We start from the raw sequence: 24,804 nt of genomic DNA, 5'->3' as shown, positions 1-24,804 counted from the left end.
GCGGCTCAGTTCGCCAGCCCGCGCCGCGTCAGCAGCGGAGCGATGTCGGCGTCCCGGCCGCGGAAGTCGCGGTACGCCTCCAGCGGATCCTTCGACCCACCGACCCCGAGCAGTCGGCCGCGGAAGCGGTCGCCGTTCTCCCGCGTCAGTCCGCCGTTCTCGCGGAACCACTCGACGGTGTCCGCGTCGAGCACTTCGCTCCAGATGTAGGAGTAGTACCCGGCGCTGTAGCCGCCCGAGAACACGTGCGCGAAGTACGTGGACGAGTAGCGGGTCGGCACCACCGGATCGTGCAGCCCGATGTCGTCGAGGGCGGCCACCTCGAACGCCGCGACATCGCCGACCTCCACCCCCTCCGGCACCCGGTGCCACGCCTGGTCGAGCCACGCGGCGGCGAGGTACTCGCTCGTGGCGTGGCCCTGGTCGAACGTCTCCGTCGCCCGCAGCCGATCGACGATCGCAGCATCCAGCGGCTCACCCGTCTCGTGGTGGCGGGCATAGTTGTCGAGCACCTCGCTCCACAGGATCCACATCTCGTTCACCTGGCTGGGGAACTCGACGAAGTCGCGGAACACGTTCGTGCCGGCGAAGTGCGGATAGGTCACGCGGGCGAACAGGCCGTGCAGCGCATGACCGAACTCGTGGAACAGGGTGGTCACCTCGTCGAGTGTGAGCAGCGTGGGCTGCCCGTCGCCGGGGCGCGAGACGTTGAGGTTGTTCACCACGACCGGGAGGGTGCCGCGCAGGGCGGACTGACTGACGATCGGATTCATCCACGCGCCGCCGCGCTTCGAATCCCGCGTGTACAGGTCGAGCACGTAGAGGCCGACCTCGGCGCCATCGGCGTCGTGCACCTCGAAGACCCGTGCACCCGGGTGATACGCGACGAGGTCATCGCGTTCGGTGAACGTCACGCCGTACAGCCGTGTCGCTGCGAAGAACACGCCGTCCCGCAGCACGCGCTCCGCTTCGAACCAGGGCCGCAGCGCCGCACTGTCGATGTCGTAGCGCGCCTGACGCACCTTCTCCGTGTAGAACGCCCAGTCGTGCGCCTCCAGCGCGAACGGCTCGGGCTCGTTCGCATCGATGATCTCCTGCAGCGCGGAGCGCTCGCGATCGGCGTTGCGCGCGGCAGGCGCAGCCAACCGCCGGAGCATCCGTTCCACGGCCTCAGGCGAGCCCGCCGTCTCATCGGCCGTGACGTACGCGGCGTGCGACGCGTAGCCGAGCAGGGCAGCCCGCTCGGCGCGCAGCCGCACGATCTCGGCGAGCACCCCGCGATTGTCGTTGGCGTTGTCACGCGAGCCGCGGGCCAAAGAGGCCGCCATGATACGACGGCGGCTCTCGCGCACGCGCAGCGACGCCAGGTAGGGGTGGCCGCTGAACAACGGCAGGGTCACCAGGTGCTTGCCCTCCTGGCCCCGATCGGCAGCGGCACGCGCCGTCGCGCTCAGCTCGCCCGGCGTCAGTCCGTCCAGCTCTGCGGCGTCGTCGAAGAGCACCGCCAGCTCGTTGGTGTCGTTCAGCAGGTTCTTCTCGAACGTGGTGCTCAGCGTCGAGAGCCGCTGGTTGAGGCCGGTGAGTCGTGCCTTGGCATCATCCTCGAGCGCCGCGCCGGCGTGGGTCATCTCGCGGAAGTGGCGCTCGACGAGATAGCGCTGCTCGGCATCGAGATCGAGGTCGTCGAGCTGCGCGTGCACCTGCGAGACCCTCCAGTACAGCGGGGCGTCGAGGCGGATCGCGTCCTCGTGCGCAGCCATCAGCGGCGCCAGCTCCTCGTCGATCGCCTGGATGTCGGCAGTCGCATCGGCAGAGCTCACGGTGTAGAAGGCATGCGCGACGCGGTCGAGCAGCTCACCGCTGCGCTCCAGCGCCTCGATGGTGTTCTCGAACGTCGGCATCGATCGCACCGCGGTGATCGCGCGGATCTCGCTCAGCTGCTCGGAGAACGCCTGGCGGAACGCCGGAAGGTAGTGCTCGGGCCGGATCGCGGCGAAGTCGGGCAGCCCGTAAGTGAGCGCGGACGGCTGGAGCAGCGGATTCGTAGCCACGGTCATCCTTCGAGCCTATGGCCCGCCGCCGCGCTCACCCGCTCAGGCGCGCCATCACCCGCTGCAGCGCCTCGACCACGGCGCGGACCGAACTGCGGCGCAGGTTCTCGGGCCGGCTGAGCAGGTCGATCGACCGCAGCGTGTTGACGCCCTCCAGAGGCAGCCGCACGATGTCGCGGTCGTCGACGCTGCGAGACGTGTACCGCGGCAGCATCCCGATCGCATCGCCGGTGGCGACGACGGCCGCCACGGCGCCGTAGTCATTGATGCGGTGCTGCACCTGCACCGGGTGGTTCGCGATGGCTGCGACGGTCGTGAGCACGTCGTCGGGGGAATAGCCGATGCGGCTCGTCACCCAGCGCTCACCCGCCACGTCGGCGGGTGTGAGCGATCGGCGCTTCGCGAGCGGATGCGACAGGGCGACCGCGACATCGAGGGGTTCCCGCACGAGCGTGAGGCTGCGCATGCCCTGCGTCGGCCACGGCGCGGAGTGCTCCATCCGATGAGCGAGCACCAGGTCGTAGCGCGCGGTGAGCGCGGGGAACTCGGTCTGTGCGACGTCCTCGTCGGTGAGCTGCACGCTCGGAGCCGGCGCTCGCATCTCGCGCAGCACCGGGCCGAACAGTGCCTGACCCGCACTGTGGAACCCGCTCAGCGTGACCACTCCGGTGACGTCGTGCTCGAACGCGTCGAGAGCGCTCCTGGCCGCGGCCATCGCGTCGATCGCCTCGGCCCCGGCCGCCGCGAGCACCTCGCCGGCGGCGGTGAGAGTGAGGCTGCGCCCCTGCCTGCGCGTCAGCGGGGTGCGGAACCCGCGCTGCAGCGCCGCCAGCTGCTGCGACACCGCTGACGGCGTCACCCGCAGTGCGGCGGCGACCGCTGTGACGCTCCCGAGCGCACCGAGCTCGCGCAGGATCTGCAGCTGATGAAGTTCCACACCTCCATTCTAGATTCAGTACTCCTGAATGGTTATTGCAGGAAGATGTGGTTGCTCTACATGTTCGGATGCGGTCTGATCGAAGCATGAAGGCGTTATTCAAGCCCGCGCCCGCCGCGGGACTCGAGCTCGTCGACAGGCCCGATCCCGTCGCCGGCCCGGACGAGGTGATCATCCGCGTGCTGCGCACCGGCATCTGCGGCACCGACCTGCACATCCGTCGCTGGGACGACTGGGCGGCGTCGGCCGTCGCCGCCCCGCTCATCCCCGGCCACGAGTTCTACGGCGAGGTCGTCGAGATCGGCTCGCTGGTGCATGATATCGCCGTGGGCGACCGGGTCTCAGGCGAGGGACACATCGTCTGCGGCACATGCCGTAATTGCCGCGCCGGCCGTCGCCAGATGTGCATTCGGACGATCGGACTCGGCGTGCAGCGTGACGGCGCCTTCGCCGAGTACCTCTCGCTGCCCGCGACCAACGTATGGGTGCACCACGATGACGTCACCCCCGAACTCGGCGCGATCTTCGATCCGCTCGGCAACGCCGTGCACACCGCGCTCACGTATCGGCTCGTCGGCGAGGATGTGCTCGTCACGGGATGCGGGCCGATCGGACTGATGGCGATCGCCGTGGCCCGCCACGCCGGCGCCCGCTTCATCACGGCCACCGACATCAGTGCGCCCCGCCTCGAGATGGCGAAGGCCATGGGGGCCGACCGCGTGGTCGACGTGTCGCAGCAGGACATCCACGACGCGCAGGTTGCGCTCGGCATGCGTGAGGGATTCGACATCGGCTTCGAGATGAGCGGGGCGCCGTCGGCTCTTCCGTCGATGATCGACAACATGAACCACGGCGGTCGCATCGCGATGCTCGGACTGCCTAGCAGCGGCTTCGACATCGACTGGGGCAAGCTGGTCACGCACATGCTGACGATCAAGGGCATCTACGGCCGTGAGATGTTCGAGACCTGGAACGCGATGGGCGCCATGCTGCAGACGAGCGCGACCCTGCGGGAGTCGATCAGCCGCGTCATCGCCGACTGCATCCCCGCCCGCGAGTGGGAGCAGGGTTTCGCCGCCGCCGAGTCGGCGGGCACGGGCAAGATCATCCTCGACTGGACACAGCTGTAAGAAGACGGAGTGGCGATGTACAAAGACTTCAAGACCCACGTGGCCGCGGAACTCGCCGAGATCGAGGCGTCCGGCCTGACGAAGCACGAGCGGGGCATCCGCGGACCGCAGAGCGCCGAGATCACCGCCGACGGCGCGGAGGTGCTGAACTTCTGTGCCAACAACTACCTCGGTCTCGCCGATGACCCACGGATCCTCAATGCCGCCCGCAGCGCTCTGGATGAGTGGGGCTACGGCCTCGCGAGCGTGCGCTTCATCTGCGGCACCCAGGAGCAGCACCTCGAGCTCGAGCGCCGGCTGTCCGAATTCCTCGGCACCGACGACGCGATCCTGTACTCCTCGTGCTTCGACGCGAACGGCGGCGTGTTCGAGACGCTCTTCTCCGCCGAGGACGCGATCATCTCCGACGAGCTGAACCACGCCTCGATCATCGATGGCATCCGGCTGTCCAAGGCCCGCCGGCTGCGCTACCGAAACCGCGACATGGCCGATCTCGAAGAGCAGCTGCAGGCGGCATCCGACGCGCGCTTCCGTGTCATCGTGACCGACGGCGTGTTCTCGATGGACGGTTACATCGCGCCGCTCGAGGCGATCTGCGACCTCGCTGAGCGCTACGACGCCCTCGTCTTCGTCGACGACTCGCACGCGGTCGGATTCGTCGGCGACAACGGCCGCGGCACCCCCGAGCTGTGCGGTGTCGCCGATCGCGTCGACATCTACACCGGCACGTTCGGCAAGGCGCTCGGCGGGGCATCCGGCGGGTATGTGGCCTCCCACCGCGAGGTCGTCGCGCTGCTGCGCCAGCGTTCCCGCCCGTACCTCTTCTCGAACACCCTGGCGCCCGCGATCGTCGCGGGGACGCTGACCGCCCTCGACCTCGTCGAGGGTTCCGCGGACCTGCGTGCGCGACTGCGCGATAACGCGGCGCTCTTTCGTGAGCGCATGACGGCGGAGGGCTTCGAGCTGCTGCCGGGGGAGCACCCGATCGTGCCCGTCATGTTCGGGGATGCGGCGCTGACGGCGCGCATCGCGAAGGAGATGCAGGCACAGGGTGTGTATGTCACGGCGTTCAGCTTTCCCGTGGTGCCTCGCGGGCTGGCGCGCATCCGCGTGCAGCTCTCGGCGGCGCACACCGCCAGACAGGTCGAGCGTTGCGTCGACGCGTTCGTCGCCGCGCGCGCCGCGGTGAGCTGACGACGACTCGACGATCGGTTCCCCGCGGATCTTTGCAAAGAAATGCTTGCAAAGATGTGTTTGCAAAGGTAGCTTTGCATGCATGACGAAGAACACGCAGGGTCGCACACTCGACGCGGGGGCGCTGAAGGCGCTCGCGCACCCGCTGCGAGTGAAGATCTACGATCTCCTCAGCGAGCGGGGGCCGCAGACGGCCAGCAGCCTCGCCGTGCTCATCGGCGAGACCTCCGGCGCGACGAGCTACCACCTGAGGGCGCTCGCCGCGCACGACCTCATCCGTGAGGTGCCCGGCCGCGGAACCGCGAGAGAGCGCTGGTGGGAACGGCCGAAGGGCCGGATCAATCTTCCCGGCCCCGACGAGAGCATGAGTCCATCCAACCGGGCGGCCGCGCAGATCGTCACCGCGGAGTTCTTCCGGCTGCGGCACCAGACGCTGATGGACTACCTCAACCGCCCCGTGTCGGAGCAGCCGGAGGAGTGGAAGGATGCCGGGTTGTTCATGACGACCATGCTGGACCTCACTCCGGAGCAGATGGCCGAGGTCACCACCGAGATGAGCGCGACGGTCGACGCGATCATCGAGCGCTACCAGGGGCAGGAAGGCGCACCGGGCACGCGGCGCGTCTCACTGCGCTCCGAGATCTTCGATCTGGCCACGGCGAACAGCCGCGGCACGATGAACCAGGACTGATCATGACCAGTGCAACCCTTCCTCTCGCCTCCCCGACACCGCTCGAGCGCGGGCTGCAGCATCTCGCGGGCGCCCTGTCGCGTTACGTCGAACGCCGCATCGCCGCCAGGGCCGAGCGTCGTGCGATCGCGCTCGACCTGCTCCGCGAGCAGCACGCGCGTATACCGGACCCGCGGGCGCTCGATGCGGCCCTGCTCTCGATCGGCTCGCGCCCGCGCTGAACGACGGGCCTCCTCGCGGTGCGCCACGCGCCCCGACGGCCCGGGGTAGCGCGCCGGCGCTGTGACGTGCGGAGATCAGTCCTGGAACGGGCGGGCGACGACCTCGTTCTGGGCGGTCAGGAGGACCTCCCACCCGGCGTCGAGCTCGGCGATCGGCCGGCCCTCGAGCCAGGTGAGCGTCCAGTAGGCCGGACGCGCCGTGTCCGCGATGTGGGTCTCCACCTCGGCGATGGCGGGCAGCAGCGCCTCCGGCACCGAGCCCGGAGGCCGCGTGCCGATCGCCCAGCGCGTCCCGAGCTGCATCATGCCTCCACCGGGGCCAGCTCGATCGCGGTGACGGCCAGCTCGGCGGCGTCTGCGAAGCTCAGCTCGGCGATTCGCCCCACCGCCTTCAGATCTCCGGCAGCGGCGCGCAGAGCCTCGATCCGCTCGGCGGGCGCCGCGATCGTCGCGCTCGACACGGGGGTCTTCTGCGACGCCTTGGCCTCCGTCTTCGCACGGCGGATGCCGATCAGCGCTGCGCTCGCGGTGGCGAGCACCGCGGGATCTCCTTCGCTTCCGAGCGGTTCGGGCCATGCGGCGGTGTGGATCGAACCCTCCTCGAACCACGACCACGCCTCCTCCGTCGCGAACGACACGATCGGCGCGAGCAGGCGCAGCAGCGTCGACAGCGCCAGGCGCAGCGCCAGGGCCGCGGAGGCCTGGCCCACATCGGTCTGGTCGTAGGCGCGCTCCTTGACGAGCTCGAGGTAGTCGTCGCAGAAGGTCCAGAAGAACGCCTCGGTCACCTCGAGCGCCTTCGCCTGGTCGTAGTGCTCGTACGCCGCGGTGGCCTCGCGGATGACGCCGTCGAGGGTCGCCAGCATCGACGCGTCCAGCGCATGCGTGATCTGCGCTCCCTCCGGCACGGGGAAGGAGAGCACGAACTTGGCCGCATTGAGGATCTTGATGGCCAGGCGTCGCCCGATCTTCACCTGGGTGGGGTTCTGCGGGTCGAAGGCGGCGTCCATGCCCAGACGACTGGAGGCCGACCAGTAGCGCACCGCATCCGAGCCGTGCTTGTCGAGGATGTCGGCCGGCGTGACGACGTTGCCCTTCGACTTCGACATCTTCTTGCGGTCGGGGTCGACGATGAAGCCCGAGATCGCGGCGTTGCGCCACGGCGAGCGGTGATCCTCGAGTGTCGAGCGCAGCATGGTCGAGAACAGCCAGGTGCGGATGATGTCCTGGCCCTGGGGACGCAGATCGAACGGCGCGACCAGGTTCCAGAGGTCTTCATCCCGCTGCCATCCGCCGGCGAGCTGCGGGGTGAGCGAGGAGGTGGCCCACGTGTCGAAGATGTCCTTCTCGGCGTCGAACCCGCCCGGCACGCCGCGCTGCTGTTCGGTGTAGCCGGCAGGCACCTCGCTGGTGGGATCGATCGGCAGCCGGTCGTGGTCGGGCACGATGACCCGCTCGTAGTCGCGCTCGCCGTTCTCGTCGAGTGCGTACCACACCGGAATCGGCACGCCGAAGAAGCGCTGACGCGAGATCAGCCAGTCACCGGTCAGGCCGCCGACCCAGTTTTCGTAGCGCACCCGCATGAAATCGGGGTGCCAGGCCAGTTCACGGCCGTTGGCGAGCAGTTCGTCGCGCAGCTGCTCGTCGCGCGCGCCATTGCGGATGTACCACTGGCGCGTCGACACGATCTCGAGAGGACGGTCGCCCTTCTCGAAGAACTTCACCGCGTGGCTGAACGGCTTCGACACCTCGAGCAGCTCGCCGCTCTCGCCGAGCAGCTCGACGATGCGCTTGCGGGCGCTGAACACCGTCTTGCCGGCGAGCTCCGCGTACGCGGCCCTGCCCGCATCCGATCCGATCGCCTCCGGCGCGTCGGAGAGCACGCGGCCGTCCTTGCCGAGGATCGTGCGGTTGGGCAGATCCAGCTCGCGCCACCACACGATGTCGGTGACGTCGCCGAAGGTGCAGATCATGGCGATGCCGGAGCCCTTGTCGGGCTGCGCGAGATGATGCGCGAGCACGGGCACCTCGACGTCGAACAGGGGCGTGCGCACGGTGGAACCGAAGTACGGCTGGTACCGCTCGTCGTCGGGGTGCGCGACCAGGGCCACACAGGCGGGCAGCAGCTCCGGCCGGGTGGTCTCGATGTGGATGTCACCCGAGCCGTCGCTCTTGGGGAAGGCGATGCGGTGGAACGCGGCCTGCTGCTCGCGGTCCTCGAGCTCGGCCTGCGCGATGGCGGAGCGGAAGTCGACGTCCCACAGGGTCGGCGCCAGCGACTGGTACGCCTCGCCCCGCTCGAGCCCGCGCAGGAAGGCGAGCTGGCTCTGCCGGATGGTGTCGTCGGAGATCGTGCGGTACGTCTGCGTCCAGTCCACACTCAGCCCGAGCTGGCGGAAGAGCGCCTCGAAGTGCTTCTCGTCCTCGACCGTGAGCTTCTCGCACAGCTCGATGAAGTTGCGGCGGCTGATCGGAGCCTGGTCGGCGGCACGGCCCGACTTGTTGTCGCCGCCCTCGAACGGCGGGGCGAAATCGGGGTCGTAGGGCAGCGAAGGATCACAGCGCACCCCGTAGTAGTTCTGCACGCGGCGCTCGGTGGGCAGGCCGTTGTCGTCCCAGCCCATCGGGTAGAAGACCTTCTTGCCGCGCATGCGCTCGAAGCGCGCCTTGATGTCGGTGTGCGTGTACGAGAACACGTGCCCGATGTGCAGGCTGCCGGAGGCGGTCGGCGGGGGCGTGTCGATCGAGTACACGCCGTCGCGCCCGGATGCCGCGGCGCCGGCGCGGTCGAAGAGGAACGTTCCCTGCTCGGACCAGCGCTCACCCCACTTCGCTTCGAGACCTTCGAGGGCGGGCTTGTCGGGGATCGCGGACATGAGGGTCTCCTTGAGCGATGTGTGCGGCACCGTGTGAGCGTGCCTGAGTGTGGGTTGTGCAGGAAGTCTACCCGGTGGCCACGCGATAGGTAGTAGATCGACCGCGTCCAACAAATCCTCGGTAGCATGGGATGTCCCCCTTTTTCCGCACATCTCCGAGGTTCCCGATGCCTTCATCCGCCGTGCGCCGTCTGCTTCCGCTCGCCGCGATCGCCGCCGCATCCGCTCTGATCCTGAGCGCCTGCGCCGGGCCCGCCTCCGACGGCGGCTCGACCACCGCCGATCCGGATGCCGAGCTGATCTGGGCCATCGAGGGCGCGAATCTGTCCGCCGGACACATGGACCCGCAGATCAGCCAGCTCGACGTCTCGGCGATGGTGCAGCGTCAGGTTCTCGACTCGCTGGTGTTCCAGGAGGCGGACGGCACGTTCTCGCCGTGGCTCGCGAAGAGCTGGACGGTCTCCGACGACGGCATGACCTACACGTTCGAACTCCGCGACGACGTCACCTTCACCGACGGCACACCGTTCGACGCCGCCGCGGTGAAGGCGAACTTCGATCGCATCATGGATCCGGCGACGGCCTCGGCGCAGGCCGCCAGCATGCTGGGCGGCGAGTTGTACGAGAGCACCGAGGTCGTCGGCGGGCACACGGTCGCCGTGCACTTCACCGGCCCCTATGCGCCGTTCCTGCAGGCCGCGAGCACGGCGCAGCTGGGATTCTGGTCGCCGACCGTGCTCGCGAACTCCGGCGACCAGCTCAAGGCGGGCGGACCCGACGTCAATGTGGGGACCGGTCCGTTCGAGATGACGGAGTACACCCCCAACCAGGAGATCGTGTACACCCGCAACGACGACTACGCCTGGGGTCCGCACGGTGAGAAGGCTCCCCGGTTCGAGACGCTGCGCGTGCAGATCCTCCCCGAGGCGTCCGTCCGCGCCGGCGTGGTCGAGTCCGGCGAGGCGGACCTCGCCAGCCAGCTGCCGCCGAACATCGCCGCCGAACTCGGCGAGCAGCTCACCGTCGAGTCGATCGAGTACCCGGGGATGCCCTATTCGCTGTTCCTGAACGAGGCGTACGGCGTGTTCGCCGATCAGAAGGTGCGTGAGGCGTTCGAGCGTGCCATCGACGTCGACACCGCCATCGAGAAGATCTTCTTCGGTCAGTTCCCTCGGGCGTGGAGCGTGCTGGGCTCCACGACTCCCGGCTATGACGAGACGCTCGAGGGCAGCTGGCCCTTCGACGCGGACCGTGCGAACGAGCTGCTCGACGACGCGGGCTGGACCGAGCGCGACGCCGACGGGATCCGCATGAAGGACGGCGCGCGGCTCTCGGCGCGCTGGATCGCGTGGACACCCGTTCCCGACGACCGGGCCGCGCTGGCCAACGCCATCCAGTCCGACCTGAAGAAGGTCGGCTTCGAGATCACGCGCGAGGTGCTCGAGCCCGGTGCGTACAACGAGCAGTACGGACCGAAGACCTTCGACATCACCGACTGGGGGTTCTCGGGGGTGGACGCCGACCTGCTGCGCAGCCACCTCGGCAGCGAGGGCTTCCAGAACGCGTCGCAGGTGAAGGATCCCGAGGTCGACGCCCTGCTCGAGCAGGGGTTGAGCACCACCGACCCGGCCGCTCGCGAGAAGGTGTACACCGAGCTGCAGCAGTGGAATGCGAAGCACGTCGCGATCGTGCCGCTGTATGTCCCCTCGCTGATCACCGCGGTGAACGACGGTGTCGACGGACTCTCCTACGACCTCTACGGGCGCCCGCTGTTCTACGACGTGTCGGTCACGCGCTGACCACCCGCCGCCGTGAGGTCTTCACGGGGGCGACGAGACGCCCCGCTCCGCATCCTGAGACGCGTCGGCGCCCTGGCGGCGTCGGTCGTGGTGGTGCTGTGGGGCGCGGCGACCCTCGCCTTCATCTCGTTCCGGCTCATCCCCGGTGACCCCGTCTCGGTGATGCTCGGGCCGCAGGCTCAGGTGAGCGAGGAGGTCAAGGACGGCATCCGCGCGCAGCTCGGACTGGACCGACCGGTTCCCGAGCAGTACGCCGACTTCCTCGGACGGCTGCTGCGAGGCGATCTCGGCGAGTCGTACCAGCTGCGGATGCCGGTGACCGAAGTCATCGGACGACAGCTCGGTGCGACCGTGCAGCTCGCGCTGGTGGCGCTGCTGATCGCGGTGGTGCTGGCGCTCGCCGCAGTCCTGCTCGCCCGCCGGGGAGCGGCGAGGACCGTCGTGGCCGGCCTCGAGCTCATCGTGCTGTCGTCTCCGGTGTTCTGGATAGGGCTGGTGCTGCTGAGTGTGTTCGCCTTCGGGCTGGGGTGGTTCCCCGTGGCGGGATCGCGAAACCCCGCGACCATCGTGCTGCCGGCGCTCACCCTCGCGCTTCCCGTCTCGGCGCTGATCGGACAGGTGCTGCGCGACGGCATCGACGAGGCCGAGCGCCAGCCGTTCGCCGAGACGGTGCGATCACGCGGTGCGGACCACGCCCGGCTCACCCTGCATCACACGCTGCGGCACGGCGCCGCCGGCGCCCTCACGCTGACCGCCTATCTCGTCGGCTCACTGCTCGGCGGAGCGGTGCTCGTCGAGACCGTCTTCGCCCGGCCCGGCATCGGCAGCGTCACCCTGGCGGCGATCACCGACCGCGACCTGCCCGTCGTCACCGGCGTGATCATGCTGAGCGCCGTCGCGTTCGTCGTGGTGAACATACTGGTCGAGCTGCTGCATCCGCTCATCGACCCGCGTCTGCGGTCGGCGCCGGTGTGGATCGCGGCCCCCGCGGCGGAGGAGCGCCGATGACGGCGCGCACCGGCGGCGTCTTGGCGGCGGCCGCGTTCCTCGTGCTGGTCGGTCTCGCGGCCGTGGCGCCGGGCCTGCTCGCCCCGCACGACCCCGTGCAGACCGACGTCGCCTCGGCGCTGCTGCCGCCGAGCGGGCAGCATCCGTTCGGCACCGATCAGAGCGGGCGCGACGTGTTCTCCCGCGTCGTCCACGGGGCCGGTGCCTCGGTCGGCATCGGCGTGCTCGCCACGTCGCTCGCGCTCGTCGTCGGCCTCGTCCTCGGATCCGCTTCGGGTGCGGCGCCGCGTGCGCTGGACACGGTGCTGATGCGCCTCACCGACATCCTGCTGGCGTTCCCGGAGTTCCTCGTCGCCCTCGTGGTCGTGGCGCTGCTCGGCCCAGGGCACGCCAACGTCGCGATCGCCGTCACGATCGCCGCGATGCCCGTGTACGTGCGCCTGGCGCGCACCCGCACCAGGACGTTGCGGATCGCGGAGCATGTCGAGGCCGCGCGCATCCTCGGCGTGCCGCCGCTGCGGGCGTTCCTGCGCCATGTCATGCCCGGTGTCGTCGGCTCGCTCAGCGTCCTGGCGACGATCGGCATCGGCTCCAGCATCCTCGCTGCCGCGGGACTCAGCTTCCTCGGCCTCGGCCCCACGGAGCCCTCGCCGGAATGGGGTCTCATGCTGTCCGGCGGCCGCAACGTGCTCGGCGGCGCCTGGTGGATCTCGGTCTTCCCCGGCATCGCGATCACCCTCACGGTGATCAGCGCCACCGTCGTCGGCCGCCGGCTGCGCGCCCGAGCCGAGGGGCGCGCGTCGTGACCGCGGTCGACGTGCAGGACCTGCGCATCACCGCGGGCTCGCGCACGCTCGTCGATGACGTCTCGTTCACCGTGGCGTCGGGCGAGTGCGTGGCCATCGTGGGCGAATCGGGAGCGGGCAAGTCGCTCACCGCACGTGCCCTGCTGGGGCTGCTCCCGGAGGGGCTGCGTGCGACCAGCGAGCGCCTCGAGATCGATGGGACGGATGCGGGCGGCCTGAACGACAGCGGGTGGCGCCGGCTGCGGGGCCGCGCCATCGCGCTCGTGTCGCAGGATGCGCTCGCCGCGCTCGATCCGCTGCGCAGGGTCGGACGCGAGGTCTCCGAGCCGATGGAGATCCACGGGCTGCATCCGCAGGATCGCGAGCGCCGGGTCATCGACCTGCTCACGTCGGTGGCGATGCCCGACCCGGAGCGGCGTGCGCGCAGTCACCCGCATGAGCTGTCCGGCGGCCTGCGACAGCGGGCCCTGATCGCCTCCGCCCTCGCCGGCGACCCGGCGGTGCTGGTCGCCGATGAGGCGACCACGGCCCTGGACGCCACCGTGCAGGCGCGCGTGCTCGGGCTGCTGCGCGACATCGCCGACACCGGCACGGCCGTGGTGTTCATCAGTCACGACTTCGCGGCGGTGCGACGGGTCGCCGATCGGGTGCTGGTGATGCGCGACGGCGTGATGATCGAGGAGGGGACGACCACCGAGGTGATGCGCGCCCCGCGTTCCGAGCACACCAGGGAGCTGGTGGCCGCCAGCGTCCCGGCACCCCGTGCGGACGTCCGCACCCCGGGGGGCGCGCTGCTCGTCGCGCACGAGGTCTCGAAGTCCTTCGATCGTCCCGCCGTGGTCGGTGCGTCTTTCACGCTCAGCGCGGGCCGCACCATGGGGATCGTCGGCGAGTCCGGCTCGGGCAAGACGACTCTCGCCCGCATGCTCGTCGGCGTCCAGCATCCGGACGCAGGGAGGCTGGAATGGTCCTCGCCGCAGCGGGTGCAGCTCGTGCATCAGAATCCGCTGGGCGCCTTCGACCCGCGGTGGACCATCGGACGCTCGCTGGCGGAGGCTCTGCAGGCGGCAGGGGCACCGCGCAAAGATCGGATGCGCCGTACCGCGCAGCTGCTGACCGAGGTCGGGCTGGCCCCCGAGATCGCCGCTCGTCGCCCCGGGCAGCTCTCCGGCGGGCAGCGGCAGCGCGCGGCGATCGCCCGGGCCCTCGCCGCCGATCCGCAGGTGCTGGTGCTGGATGAGCCGGTGTCGGCGCTGGACCCGACGGTGCGTGCCCGCGTGCTGCAGCTGCTCTCCCGTCTGCAGCGCGAACGCGAGCTGACCATGGTCTTCGTCTCGCACGACCTCGCCGTGATCGCGGCGGTGAGCGACGAGGTGCTCGTGATGAAGGACGGTGTGATCGTCGAGCAGGGGCCGGTGCGCGGCGTCTTCGCCGATCCGCGGCATCCGTTCACCCGGGAGCTGCTCGCCGCCGGAGCCTGACATCCGGAGCCTGACATCCGGAGCCTGACTTGTGTGTTGCCGACGGGCACGACCCTTGCTATGTTGCTAGCATGCGATCGGTTGAGCGGCCGCACGGCGAGCAGAAGGTGCAGTTCAACGTCTATCTGCCGCCCGAAGTCGTACGCGCAGTGAAGCACCGTGCCATCGACGAGGGCTCCAGCCTCTCCGCCCTCGTGGAGCGGGCGCTGCGCGAGTACCTGGAGGAGGACGGATCATGATCACCGTGCAGCAGATCGTGTACGCACGGCACCCCGAGCGCTGGCATGCGCTGGCCGCCGCACTGGGACTGGTCGCGCCGTTCCCGCCGGCAGCGGACTGGGCCGAGTTCGACGGCGGCGGTGTGCTCGCCGTGCACCGCGAGATCGACGATCACGCGGATGGCACGGCGGATCTGCACCTGCTGGTGGACGATCTGGACACCGCCGAGCGGGCTGTCGCGGGGCGCGACGTCACCCGTTCCGTGATGAAGGGGGTGGGGGAGATGCTCACCGTGCGCGCCGCCTCCGGTGTGCAGGTCACCGTGTCCGCCGGTGCCAAGGCCGCCTCGGGAGACCTCCTCATGCAGCCGATCTGGTTCCAGGAGGACGTGGCGGAGGCCCGCGGCATCCTCGAGGCGCTCGGTCTGCGCGCGGACATCGTCGCCGACCGCGGCGGATGGGTCGAGATGCACGCGGACGGGGGCGGCTCGGTCGGCGTGCACGCCGCCTCGGAACCGTCGATCGGGCTCGGCTTCCTCACCCAGGGCGACCTCGATGCGCTCGCCGCGCGGCTGGTCGACGCGGGATTCGCGGCTTCCGTGGTGGACGAGGCCTACGCGCGCACCATCCGGGTCGCCGATCCGGTTGCGTGGATCAACGGGATGCAGGACGACCTGTACGGCTATCACCGCGAGGCGAAACCCACAGCATTCTCTCAGCCTTGCTAGGGTGAGCGATGTGTGGCGACGACGTGGTCGCCACGAGAGAGGATTCCGACCATGAGTTCCGTACTCCTGATGCTCATAGGCCTCGCGCTCTTCGCGTTCGGCTATCTCGTCTACTCCAAGTTCCTCGCACGCCGGACCTTCCGGCTCGACGCGGCCTTCAAGACCCCCGCGCACGAGCTCAACGACGGCGTCGACTACGTGCCGACCAACAAGTTCATCCTGTGGGGCCACCATTTCACCTCGGTGGCCGGTGCCGCCCCGATCGTCGGTCCGGCGATCGCGGTGATCTGGGGCTGGCTGCCCGCCTTCCTGTGGGTCACGCTCGGCACCGTCTTCTTCGCCGGCATGCACGACTTCGGGGCCCTGTGGGCCTCGGCGCGCAACAAGGGGCGCTCCATCGGCGCGCTCTCGGCGCGCTACATCGGCAAGCGCGGCGCGAATCTGTTCCTCGTCGTGATCTTCCTTCTGCTGCTGATGGTGATCGCCGCCTTCGCGGTGGTCATCAAGAACCTGCTGATCAGCACTCCGACCGCTGTCATTCCGACGTGGGGCGCCATCGTCGTGGCCCTGCTGGTCGGAGTCGCGGTGTACCGGCTGCGCTGGCCGCTGCTTCCTGTCACCATCGTCGGCGTCGTGACGCTGTACGCCCTGATCGTCCTCGGCGATCAGATGCCGGTCGTGCTGCCCGAGAGCTTCCTCGGGATGACCCCGGCGACCTTCTGGATCGTCGCGCTGTTCGTCTACGGGGCGATCGCCTCGCTGCTGCCGGTGTGGGTGCTGCTGCAGCCGCGCGACTACATCAACGGCGTTCAGCTGTTCGTCGGGCTCGGACTGCTGTACGGGGCAGTGCTCATCGGCGCGATCTTCGCCGGACAGAAGCCCGAGATCGTCGCGCCGATGATCAACACCGCGGTACCGGAGGGCACGCCGAGCCTGCTGCCACTGCTGTTCGTCACCATCGCCTGCGGTGCGATTTCCGGCTTCCACGGCATGGTGTCGTCGGGCACCAGTTCGAAGCAGCTCGACAAGGAGACCGACGCCCGTTTCGTCGGCTACTTCGGTGCGGTCGGCGAGGGCCTGCTCTCGCTCGGCACGATCCTCGCCGTCATCGGCGGCTTCCGCACCGCGGCGGAGTGGGACGAGGTGTACAGCGCGTTCGGCGCCGGCGGCGTGGCGGCCTTCGTCGAGGGCGGCGGAGCGCTCATGCAGAACGGCATCGGCCTTCCCGCCTCGCTCAGCGCCACCGTGCTCGCCACCATGGCCGTGCTGTTCGCGGCCACCACGATGGACACCGGCATGCGCCTGCTGCGCTTCGTCGTGCAGGAGATCGGCGAGTCGATGCGTATTCGCATCACGAAGCTCCCGGCGACGCTGATCGTCGTCGTGGTGGGGCTCGGGCTGACCTTCTCGCAGGGTCTGGGTGGCGATGGAGGCCTGCGGATCTGGCCGCTGTTCGGCACGACCAACCAGCTGATGGCCTCGCTCACGCTCTCGATCGTCGCCGTGATGCTCATCCGCAAGCGCCGCAATCCGCTGCCGGCGCTCATCCCGCTCGTGTTCGTCTTCGTGATGTCGTTCTGGGCCGCGATCGAGCAGCTGTCGTCGTTCGCCGACCCGGCGCAGCCGGACTGGCTGCTGCTGGTGCTCGACGTGATCATCATCGTGTCCAGCGTGTGGGTGGCCGTCGAGGCGATCATCGCCATGCGCAGGGCGGCGGTGGAGCCGCCGGAGGCCGAGGACGAGGACGCCAGCCTGCAAGCGGTGCGCGAGGAGGTCTGATCGGTGACGCATCAGAGGGCGGCCCGGCGCCTCGTCGAGGGCTGGGCCGCCTTCCGGCGCGGACTGGCGGAGTACTACGCCGGCCCGTACCGGCAGACTCTCGCGCGCGAGCGGCGGGACGAGGACGACCTGTTCACGCTCGTCGTGCTCGGTGAGGCGCTCGGCGTGCCCGATCCCGCCGCGTACTACAGCGCGGAGCTGCTGCCGATGCTGGCGCAGGACTTCCATGCGTGGCATCGCCGGATGGGCATGCCGCGGTCGCCCCTGGATCACGTCGCGTGCTGCTGAACGTGCTGCGTCGCCGCATCCTCTTCGTCGGCGGCAAGGGGGGAGTGGGCAAGACCTCCCTGTCCTCCGCGCTCGCGCTGACGCGTGCGGAGCAGGGCGGGCGCGTGCTGGTGGTCTCCACAGACCCGGCGCACAACCTCGGCCACCTCTGGCAGCGCAGCGTCGGCGACGAGCCGGTGCGACTCGCGGAGACCGCGGAAGGCGGGATCGTGGACGGTGTCGAGATCGACCCGCACGCGACGATCGACCGGCATCTCGCGGCCGTCGAGCGGACGATGATGCGGATGCTGCCCGAGCAGCAGCATCCTCAAGTGCGCGCACATCTCGAACGGGCCAGACACGCGCCGGGCAGCCACGAATCGGCGGTGCTCGAGCGCATCGCCGACGCCGCAGAGCGCGGGCAGCGGGAGTACGACCTCGTGGTGTTCGACACCGCGCCGTCCGGTCACACGCTGCGCCTGCTCGCGCTTCCCGGGCAGCTGGCGGGCTGGACGGACACCCTGCTGCGCAATCGCGACCGATCCGAGCGCTTCGCCGCCGCCATGCGCGGCCTCGCGGGGCGTTCTGCCCCGCAGCCGTCGGCCGAGAGCGAACTGCGACAGGCGCTGCATCGTCGCCGCGAGCGCTTCGAGGCGCTGCAGCGAGACATCACCGACCCCGAGCGCACAGGGTTCGTGGTCGTGTTCACCGCCGAGGCGCTGCCGGTGGCCGAGACGATCGAGGTGATCGAGTCCCTCGGCGCGATGCGGGTCGAGGTGGCGGCGCTGATCGCGAACCGCCGCTCACCGGACGACGCCGGAGCGCTGCTGCGCGCACGACGGACGGTCGAGGACCGTCAGCTCGCCGCCCTTCGCGAACGGATCCCGGATGCGGCGATCGCCGAGATCCCGTTGATGGCGGGGGAGCTCACCGGCCCGCGGGCGCTGGCCGATCTCGCCGGGCTGCTGCGCTCCGCCTCCTGATCGTCGGGGGGTAGAATGACCCCAACAGCTTTGATCCGGCCATCACCGGGGAGCTCTCGGAAGAACCGCTCGCCCTCCACCACAGGGTGCGGGCTCAGTAGAACCGAGCGGGGCAGGCCCGTCATCGCCGCAGGGAGAGTGGCGTCGCCGTGAGGTGTCGCAAGCGGGGTGGTACCGCGGTCGCACGATCGTCCTCGCGAGCAGCATCCGCCACCACGATCACTGCGAGAGACGATGACCTACCCGCGCTCCTCCTTCGGCCCCGCCGCCGACTCCGTCGTTCCGAGCCCGCGCTTCCCCGACATCGAGCGTGACGTGCTCGACTTCTGGAAGGCGGACGACACCTTCCGGGCATCCATCGCGCAGCGCGAGGGCGCGGACGAGTGGGTCTTCTACGACGGTCCTCCGTTCGCCAACGGACTGCCGCACTACGGCCACCTGCTCACCGGGTATGCCAAGGACGTCTTCCCGCGCTTCCAGACGATGCTGGGCAAGAAGGTCGACCGGGTGTTCGGCTGGGACACGCACGGCCTGCCGGCCGAGCTCGAGGCGATGAAGCAGCTCGGCATCACCGAGAAGAGCGAGATCGAGGCCATGGGCATCGACGTCTTCAACGCCAAAGCCCGCGACTCGGTGCTCGCCTACACCCGTGAATGGCAGGACTACGTCACCCGCCAGGCGCGCTGGGTCGACTTCGAGCGCGGCTACAAGACCCTCGACCTCGGCTACATGGAGAGCGTGCTGTGGGCGTTCAAGACCCTCTACGACAAGGGTCTCGCGTACGAGGGCTACCGCGTGCTGCCGTACTGCTGGCGCGATGAGACGCCGCTGTCGGCGCACGAGCTGCGCATGGACGACGACGTCTATCAGGACCGGCAGGATCCGTCGGTCACCGTCACCTTCCCGCTGACCGGCGCCAGGGCCGAGTCGCTCGGGCTGACGGCGGTGCGCGCCCTCGCCTGGACGACCACTCCGTGGACGCTGCCCACCAACCTGGCGCTCGTCGTGGGACCGGAGATCGAATACGTCGTGGTGCCCGCAGGCCCGAACGGCGCTGCGGACATCCGGCCCGGCGACGACCCCGCCGAGAGCGACGCGCACCGGTATCTTCTCGCCCGTGACCTGCTCGGCGGCTACGCGAAGGACCTCGGCTACGAGTCGGCCGATGACGCGCTCGCCGCGGTCGAGCAGACCGTCCTCGGCACGGAGCTCGAGGACGTCACCTACGACCGTCTGTTCGACTACTACGCCGACGCGGAGACGTGGAACACAGAGAAGGCCTGGCGCATCCTCGTCGACGACTACGTCACCACCACCGACGGCACGGGCATCGTGCATCAGGCACCGGCATACGGTGAGGACGACCAGCGTGTCACCAATGCCGCCGGCATCCCCACGATCATCTCGCTCGACGACGGCGGACGCTTCCTCTCGCACGTCACCGATGTCGCCGGCGAGCTGTGGATGGACGCGAACACGCCGCTCATCCGCCTCCTGCGGTCGGCGGGGCGGATGCTGCGCGAGCAGAGCTACGTGCACTCGTATCCGCACTGCTGGCGCTGCCGGAACCCTCTGATCTACAAGGCCGTGTCGAGCTGGTTCATCCGCGTGACCGACATCAAGGATCGGATGCTCGCGAACAACGAGCAGATCACCTGGGTACCCGAGAACGTCAAGCACGGCCAGTTCGGCAAGTGGCTCGAGGGCGCGCGTGACTGGTCGATCAGTCGCAACCGCTACTGGGGTTCGCCGATCCCGATCTGGAAGAGCGACGACCCGGAGTATCCGCGCGTCGACGCGTACGGATCCCTCGAGGACCTGGAGCGCGACTTCGGCAGACTGCCGCGCAACTCCGCGGGAGAGGTCGATCTGCATCGCCCGTACATCGACGACCTGACCCGCCCCAACCCCGACGACCCGACAGGCAAGAGCACGATGCGCCGCATCGAGGACGTCTTCGACGTGTGGTTCGACTCGGGTTCGATGCCGTACGCGCAGGTGCACTACCCGTTCGAGAATCAGGAGTGGTTCGACACGCACGCGCCGGCGGACTTCATCGTGGAGTACATCGGGCAGACCCGCGGCTGGTTCTACCTGATGCACGTGCTGTCGACCGCGCTCTTCGACCGCCCGGCGTTCACCGGTGTCAGTTGCCACGGCATCGTGCTCGGCAGCGACGGGTACAAGATGTCGAAGTCGCTGCGCAACTACCCGGACGTCTCGGAGGTGCTGGATCGCGACGGCTCCGACGCGATGCGCTGGTTCCTCATGTCGAGCTCGGTGCTGCGCGGCGGCAACCTCGCCGTCACCGAGGAGGGCATCCGTTCCGGGGTGCGGGAGTTCCTGCTGCCGCTGTGGAACTCGTGGTACTTCTTCGCGACCTATGCGAACGCGTCCGAAGGCGGATACGAAGCCCGGTGGCGCACGGACTCCACCGACGTGCTGGACCGCTACATCCTGGCCCGGCTCGGCGACCTCGTCCGTGAGGTGCGCGCGGATCTCGAGGGACTCGACTCCACCACGGCGTCCGCGCGCCTACGTGACTTCGCCGAGGTGCTCACCAACTGGTACATCCGACGCTCCCGGGATCGGTTCTGGGCGGGCGTCACCGAGGATCCGAAGAGCCGCGAGGCCTTCGATACGCTCTACACCGTGCTCGAGACGCTCACTCGAGTGTCCGCTCCCCTGGTGCCGCTCGTCAGCGAACGCATCTGGCAGGGGCTCACCGGCGGACGCAGCGTGCACCTGCAGGACTGGCCGGATGACGCCGCCTTCCCCGCCGCCGACGACGTGCGCGATGCGATGGATGCCGTGCGCGAGCTCTCCAGCGTCGGCAACGCCCTGCGCAAGAAGGAGAAGCTCCGGGTGCGGCTGCCGCTGCAGCGGCTCACCGTCGTCTCGCCGCTCGCGATCGAGCTGGCGCAGTTCGAGGCCATCCTGCGCGAGGAGCTCAACGTCAAGGACGTCGAGCTCGTGCCGCTCGACGAGAGCACCGCGGTCGACTACGGCATCAGCCACCGCCTGAGCGTCAACGCCCGCGCGGCCGGACCCCGCCTCGGCAAGGAGGTGCAGAAGGTCATCCGGGCCGCAAAGGAGGGCTTCTGGACCGAGGAGAACGGCGTCGTGACCGCCGACGGCATCGTGCTGGAGCCCAGCGAGTACGAGCTGGTGCTCGAGACGTCGGGGCGCCCCGAGGGTGAGGCGCTCGCGCTGGTGCCGACGGGCGGTTTCATGCTGCTCGACACGCAGACCACACCGGAACTCGAGGCCGAGGGCATGGCCCGCGACGCCATCCGCGTCATCCAGGAGGCGCGCAAGAACGCCGGACTCGACGTGAGCGATCGCATCGTGCTCGCGCTCAACGTGTCGCCGGAGCATGTCGATGCGCTCCGTGCGCATGCCGAGCTGATCGCGGGGGAGACGCTGGCGGTCGCGTTCGCCGTGCAGCCCACCGAGGAGATGGACGAACTCGTGACGAGTGTCGTCAGCCCGGGCGACGGAGTGTTCCGGACAGGTGCGACCGCCATCGGCTCGGACAAGGCGCCGATCATCGTCACGATCGACGCGAACATCGAGGGAGCGGCGGATGTCTGATCGCGAACGCGCTGATCTGGTCTACGAGAAGCTGCTCGCTCGTGCAGGGGAGCGCTGGGTGCAGCCGCGCAAGGAGCGCGTCGCGCGCGTCCTGACGCTGCTCGACGACCCTCAGCGGACGTACCGCGTGGTGCACATCACCGGCACGAACGGCAAGACGTCGACCGCGCGGATGATCGAGAGCCTGCTGCGGGCGCACGGCCTGCGCACGGGGCTTTTCACGAGCCCGCACCTCAAGCGGTTCACCGAGCGGATCATGATCGACGGCGAGCCCATAGCGGATGCCGCGGTGGCCGACGCCTGGGACGAGATCGAGCCCTTCGTCGGCATCGTCGACGCCGAGCTCGCGGCCACGGGTGATGAGCCGCTGACGTTCTTCGAGCTGCTCACCGTGCTCGCCTTCGTCGCGGTGGCGGATGCTCCGGTCGACGTGCTGGTGCTCGAGGTCGGGATGGGCGGGTCATGGGATTCGACGAACACCGCCGACGGCGACGTCGCGGTCTTCACCCCCATCGACCTGGATCATGCCGACCGCCTGGGCGACACGATCGCCGCGATCGCCGAGGTCAAGGCCGGCATCATCAAGCAGGGCGCCGCCGTCGTCTCGGCGCAGCAGCCGGCGGAAGCCGCAGCGGTCCTGCGCCGTGCCGCCGCCGAGCACGACGCGTCGATCGCGTTCGAGGGCGAGCAGTTCGGCCTGTCGGCGCAGAAGCTCGCGGTCGGCGGCCAGCTGATCACCGTGCGCGGGCTCGCCGGCGAGTACGCCGACGAGTATCTGCCGCTGTACGGCGCTCATCAGGGCCACAACGCGGCGCTCGCCGTCGCGGCGGTCGAATCGCTCATCGGCGGCGCGACTCAGCGGATCGCCGGCGACATCCTCGCGGATGGGTTCCAGAACGCCACCTCGCCCGGCCGGCTGCAGCTGGTCGGCATCGCACCGACCGTGGTCGTCGACGCCGCGCACAACCCGCACGGCGCAGCCGCGCTGGCCCGGTCGCTCGATGACAGCTTCGACTTCGACGAGTGGGGGCTGGTGCTGGGAGTGCTCGCCGACAAGGATGCCGCCGGCATCCTGGGAAGCCTGCTGCCGGCTGTCACCGAGGTGTTCGCCACGGCACCGGAGTCCTCGCGCGCCGCGGATGCCGACACCCTCGCCGATCTGGTAGAGGCCGGCGGACGCCGCGCCAGCGTGCATGCGAGCCTCGCCGAGGCGGCGGACGCCGCCCGGGAATGGGCATCCGCATCCGATCGCCGCGCTGTCGTCATCGCCGGATCCATCGTGCTCGCGGGCGAGGCGCTGCTTCTCGCCGAGGACGAGGACTGGAAGAGCGGATGGCGCTCGTGAACGCGCGGCGCGCGCGGCCCGCGCCCAGACCGGTCCGCACCCTCACGCAGAAGCTGGGGGCGATCGTGCTCGGCTTCGAGTCGATCGTCGTATTCCTGGCCGGGCTCACCGTCTACGGTCTGCGGGTGCTGCCCGAGAGCATCCCCTCGTGGTGGGCCATCGTCGGCGGCGCGGCGCTCGCGGTCGTGATGACCGGCGTCGCCGGCGCGATCACACGCCCCGGCGCCATCGTGACGGGCTGGGTACTGCAGGGACTGGTGCTGGCGGCGAGCGTGCTCGTGCCGGCCATCGCCCTCGTCGCGCTGATTTTCGGCGGCATGTGGGCGTATGCGACGATCGTGGGGGCCCGGATCGACCGACAGCGTCCCGCGGGCCCTCCGGCTCACCCTCACACAGAGAGCGATTGACATGGCCACTGAAGAAACCCTCGTCCTGGTCAAGCCCGACGGCGTCGCCCGCGGTCTGACCGGCGCGATCCTCGCCCGCATCGAGGCGAAGGGCTACGCACTCGTCGACATCCGACTCGTCGAGCCGGATCGCGACCTGCTGGCCGCGCACTACGCCGAGCACGAGGGCAAGCCGTTCTACGAGCCGCTCCTCGAGTTCATGATGTCGGGCCCGTCGGTCGCGATCCGCCTGGCCGGCAACCGCGTCATCGAGGGATTCCGCTCGCTGGCGGGCACCACCGATCCGACGTCGGCCGCCCCCGGCACCATCCGCGGCGACTTCGGCCGCGACTGGGGTCTCGCCGTGCAGCAGAACCTCGTGCACGGCTCCGACAGCCCGGAGTCGGCCGCGCGCGAGCTCGGCATCTGGTTCGACTGATCCGCAGAGACGACAGCGGGCTCCTCGATTCCGGTCGAGGAGCCCGCTGTCGCATCGGGGCGAGAGTCAGAAGAGCATTCCCACCAGCTCGCCGAGCAGGTCGAGACCGGCGAACTGGATGATCGCGATGACGATCGCGTAGGCGACGATCGTCATCAGCGGAATCCACACCACCAGACGGCCGGCGCGCTCCTTCGCGCGCGGCGACGTGGTGAGCGTTCCGTTGCGCACCAGATGCACGGCCGTCGAGATGAACGTCGGGATCGTGACCGCCCATGTCACCATGCACCACGGGCACAGAGTGTTCAGGACGAAGACGCTCTGCCCGATCAGCCAGCAGATGAAGGCGAACGCGCCGGCGATCCCCACGCCGAAGAGGGCCCAGAACCACCGCGGGAACCGCACCCCGGCGACCACGGCGACGCCCATCACCAGCACCGCCATCCAGCCGGCGACGCCGATCAGCGGATTCGGGAACCCGAACACCTCGCCCTGCCATGAGCCGAGATTGCGGTCGCACTGCAGCAGGACGCTCACGTAGCAGTTGGTCTGCTCGCCCGGGTTCTCGAGGAGGAAGAACTTCTCGACGGTCAGCTGGAACGCGGCCCACCAGCCGACCAGACTCGCGATGATGAGCCAGATTCCGTACCCGATGTGCCGTGTGCGCTGCGCGGTCATGGCGCGATTATCTCAGCGCCGGCTATGGGACGGACGTGAACGCGGCGGTGCCGCGAGGAACGACAATGCCACGCCGCGGGCCGAGAGGTGCGATAATGGCTTCAGATGGCGTCGCGAGCAGTCGCGACCGCATCGACAAGACTTCGGGGCAAGCGCCCCAGGCGGTCACGGCCACAGTGCAGACCGCATGCCG

Annotated in this window: 22 protein-coding genes; 17 read left to right on the top strand and 5 right to left on the bottom strand. The window is 69.4% G+C overall.

The window, feature by feature from the left end:
- Positions 1–5 precede the first annotated feature (5 nt).
- Complete coding sequence (locus ACFWH5_RS10805; protein ID WP_378834556.1) at positions 6–2,057, bottom strand: M3 family metallopeptidase; 2,052 nt, start codon at positions 2,055–2,057, stop codon at positions 6–8.
- A gap of 28 nt (positions 2,058–2,085) precedes the next feature.
- Complete coding sequence (locus ACFWH5_RS10800; RefSeq protein ID WP_378834555.1) at positions 2,086–2,988, bottom strand: LysR family transcriptional regulator; 903 nt, start codon at positions 2,986–2,988, stop codon at positions 2,086–2,088.
- Positions 2,989–3,074: 86 nt separating this feature from the next.
- Here ACFWH5_RS10800 and tdh point away from each other — a divergent pair, with 86 nt between their 5' ends.
- The 4 genes from tdh (at position 3,075) to ACFWH5_RS10780 (ending at position 6,224) form a co-directional block, all read left to right on the top strand.
- Positions 3,075–4,118: an L-threonine 3-dehydrogenase gene (tdh, locus tag ACFWH5_RS10795; RefSeq protein WP_378834553.1), complete on the top strand. Its 1,044-nt coding sequence runs from the start codon at positions 3,075–3,077 to the stop codon at positions 4,116–4,118.
- Positions 4,119–4,133: 15 nt separating this feature from the next.
- Positions 4,134–5,312 carry a glycine C-acetyltransferase gene (locus ACFWH5_RS10790; RefSeq protein WP_378834814.1) on the top strand — a complete coding sequence of 393 codons (1,179 nt, stop codon included), beginning with the start codon at positions 4,134–4,136 and terminating at the stop codon, positions 5,310–5,312.
- 82 nt (positions 5,313–5,394) lie between these two features.
- The gene (locus ACFWH5_RS10785; protein WP_378834552.1) at positions 5,395–6,003 is read left to right on the top strand and encodes an ArsR/SmtB family transcription factor; all 609 of its coding nucleotides are present in this window, start codon (positions 5,395–5,397) and stop codon (positions 6,001–6,003) included.
- Positions 6,004–6,005: 2 nt separating this feature from the next.
- A complete protein-coding gene (locus tag ACFWH5_RS10780) occupies positions 6,006–6,224 on the top strand; it encodes a hypothetical protein (protein ID WP_378834550.1) in 219 nt (72 codons plus the stop codon).
- A gap of 75 nt (positions 6,225–6,299) precedes the next feature.
- Here the strand turns inward: ACFWH5_RS10780 and ACFWH5_RS10775 are convergent, their stop codons facing one another.
- The gene (locus tag ACFWH5_RS10775; protein ID WP_378834549.1) at positions 6,300–6,527 is read right to left on the bottom strand and encodes a hypothetical protein; all 228 of its coding nucleotides are present in this window, start codon (positions 6,525–6,527) and stop codon (positions 6,300–6,302) included.
- Positions 6,527–9,100: a valine--tRNA ligase gene (gene valS, locus ACFWH5_RS10770; RefSeq protein WP_378834547.1), complete on the bottom strand. Its 2,574-nt coding sequence runs from the start codon at positions 9,098–9,100 to the stop codon at positions 6,527–6,529. The genes ACFWH5_RS10775 and valS overlap by 1 nt, the downstream gene beginning before the upstream one ends.
- A 167-nt stretch (positions 9,101–9,267) precedes the next feature.
- Between valS and ACFWH5_RS10765 the strand changes: the two genes are divergently transcribed.
- From ACFWH5_RS10765 to ndk, 13 genes are all read left to right on the top strand, one after another.
- Positions 9,268–10,899, top strand: coding sequence for an ABC transporter substrate-binding protein (locus ACFWH5_RS10765; RefSeq protein WP_378834546.1), 1,632 nt, complete (start codon positions 9,268–9,270; stop codon positions 10,897–10,899).
- A 12-nt stretch (positions 10,900–10,911) separates the two neighbouring features.
- Positions 10,912–11,907 (top strand): ABC transporter permease, encoded by a 996-nt coding sequence (locus tag ACFWH5_RS10760; protein WP_378834544.1) that lies wholly within the window; start codon positions 10,912–10,914, stop codon positions 11,905–11,907.
- Positions 11,904–12,713, top strand: coding sequence for an ABC transporter permease (locus tag ACFWH5_RS10755; protein WP_378834543.1), 810 nt, complete (start codon positions 11,904–11,906; stop codon positions 12,711–12,713). The genes ACFWH5_RS10760 and ACFWH5_RS10755 overlap by 4 nt, the downstream gene beginning before the upstream one ends.
- Positions 12,710–14,194, top strand: coding sequence for an ATP-binding cassette domain-containing protein (locus ACFWH5_RS10750; protein WP_378834541.1), 1,485 nt, complete (start codon positions 12,710–12,712; stop codon positions 14,192–14,194). The genes ACFWH5_RS10755 and ACFWH5_RS10750 overlap by 4 nt, the downstream gene beginning before the upstream one ends.
- Positions 14,195–14,265: 71 nt before the next feature.
- Positions 14,266–14,433, top strand: a complete 168-nt coding sequence (locus ACFWH5_RS10745) for a CopG family transcriptional regulator (protein ID WP_378834540.1) — start codon at positions 14,266–14,268, stop codon at positions 14,431–14,433.
- Complete coding sequence (locus tag ACFWH5_RS10740) at positions 14,430–15,140, top strand: hypothetical protein (protein WP_378834538.1); 711 nt, start codon at positions 14,430–14,432, stop codon at positions 15,138–15,140. Before ACFWH5_RS10745 ends, ACFWH5_RS10740 begins: the two co-directional genes overlap by 4 nt.
- 51 nt (positions 15,141–15,191) lie before the next feature.
- A complete protein-coding gene (locus tag ACFWH5_RS10735) occupies positions 15,192–16,919 on the top strand; it encodes a carbon starvation protein A (RefSeq protein WP_378834537.1) in 1,728 nt (575 codons plus the stop codon).
- 3 nt (positions 16,920–16,922) lie between these two features.
- Positions 16,923–17,207, top strand: coding sequence for a cory-CC-star protein (locus tag ACFWH5_RS10730; protein WP_378834536.1), 285 nt, complete (start codon positions 16,923–16,925; stop codon positions 17,205–17,207).
- Entirely contained in the window at positions 17,150–18,169 is a 1,020-nt protein-coding gene (locus ACFWH5_RS10725; protein WP_378834534.1) for an ArsA family ATPase, read from the top strand. The genes ACFWH5_RS10730 and ACFWH5_RS10725 overlap by 58 nt, the downstream gene beginning before the upstream one ends.
- A 234-nt stretch (positions 18,170–18,403) precedes the next feature.
- Positions 18,404–21,763 carry an isoleucine--tRNA ligase gene (ileS, locus tag ACFWH5_RS10720; protein WP_378834532.1) on the top strand — a complete coding sequence of 1,120 codons (3,360 nt, stop codon included), beginning with the start codon at positions 18,404–18,406 and terminating at the stop codon, positions 21,761–21,763.
- On the top strand, positions 21,756–23,108 hold the full coding sequence (locus ACFWH5_RS10715) for a bifunctional folylpolyglutamate synthase/dihydrofolate synthase (protein ID WP_378834531.1): 1,353 nt from the start codon (positions 21,756–21,758) through the stop codon (positions 23,106–23,108). The genes ileS and ACFWH5_RS10715 overlap by 8 nt, the downstream gene beginning before the upstream one ends.
- Positions 23,096–23,515: a DUF4233 domain-containing protein gene (locus ACFWH5_RS10710; RefSeq protein WP_378834529.1), complete on the top strand. Its 420-nt coding sequence runs from the start codon at positions 23,096–23,098 to the stop codon at positions 23,513–23,515. Before ACFWH5_RS10715 ends, ACFWH5_RS10710 begins: the two co-directional genes overlap by 13 nt.
- 1 nt (position 23,516) lies before the next feature.
- A complete protein-coding gene (ndk, locus tag ACFWH5_RS10705) occupies positions 23,517–23,933 on the top strand; it encodes a nucleoside-diphosphate kinase (protein ID WP_378834527.1) in 417 nt (138 codons plus the stop codon).
- 66 nt (positions 23,934–23,999) lie between these two features.
- On the opposite strand, the gene ACFWH5_RS10700 is transcribed toward ndk, so the two are convergent.
- The gene (locus ACFWH5_RS10700; protein WP_378834525.1) at positions 24,000–24,611 is read right to left on the bottom strand and encodes a vitamin K epoxide reductase family protein; all 612 of its coding nucleotides are present in this window, start codon (positions 24,609–24,611) and stop codon (positions 24,000–24,002) included.
- Between the last annotated feature and the right edge of the window lie 193 nt (positions 24,612–24,804).

Source organism: Microbacterium sp. NPDC058345, assembly GCF_042723855.1.
Taxonomy (GTDB): domain Bacteria; phylum Actinomycetota; class Actinomycetes; order Actinomycetales; family Microbacteriaceae; genus Microbacterium.
This window is presented reverse-complemented; position numbering and strand designations above follow the sequence as displayed.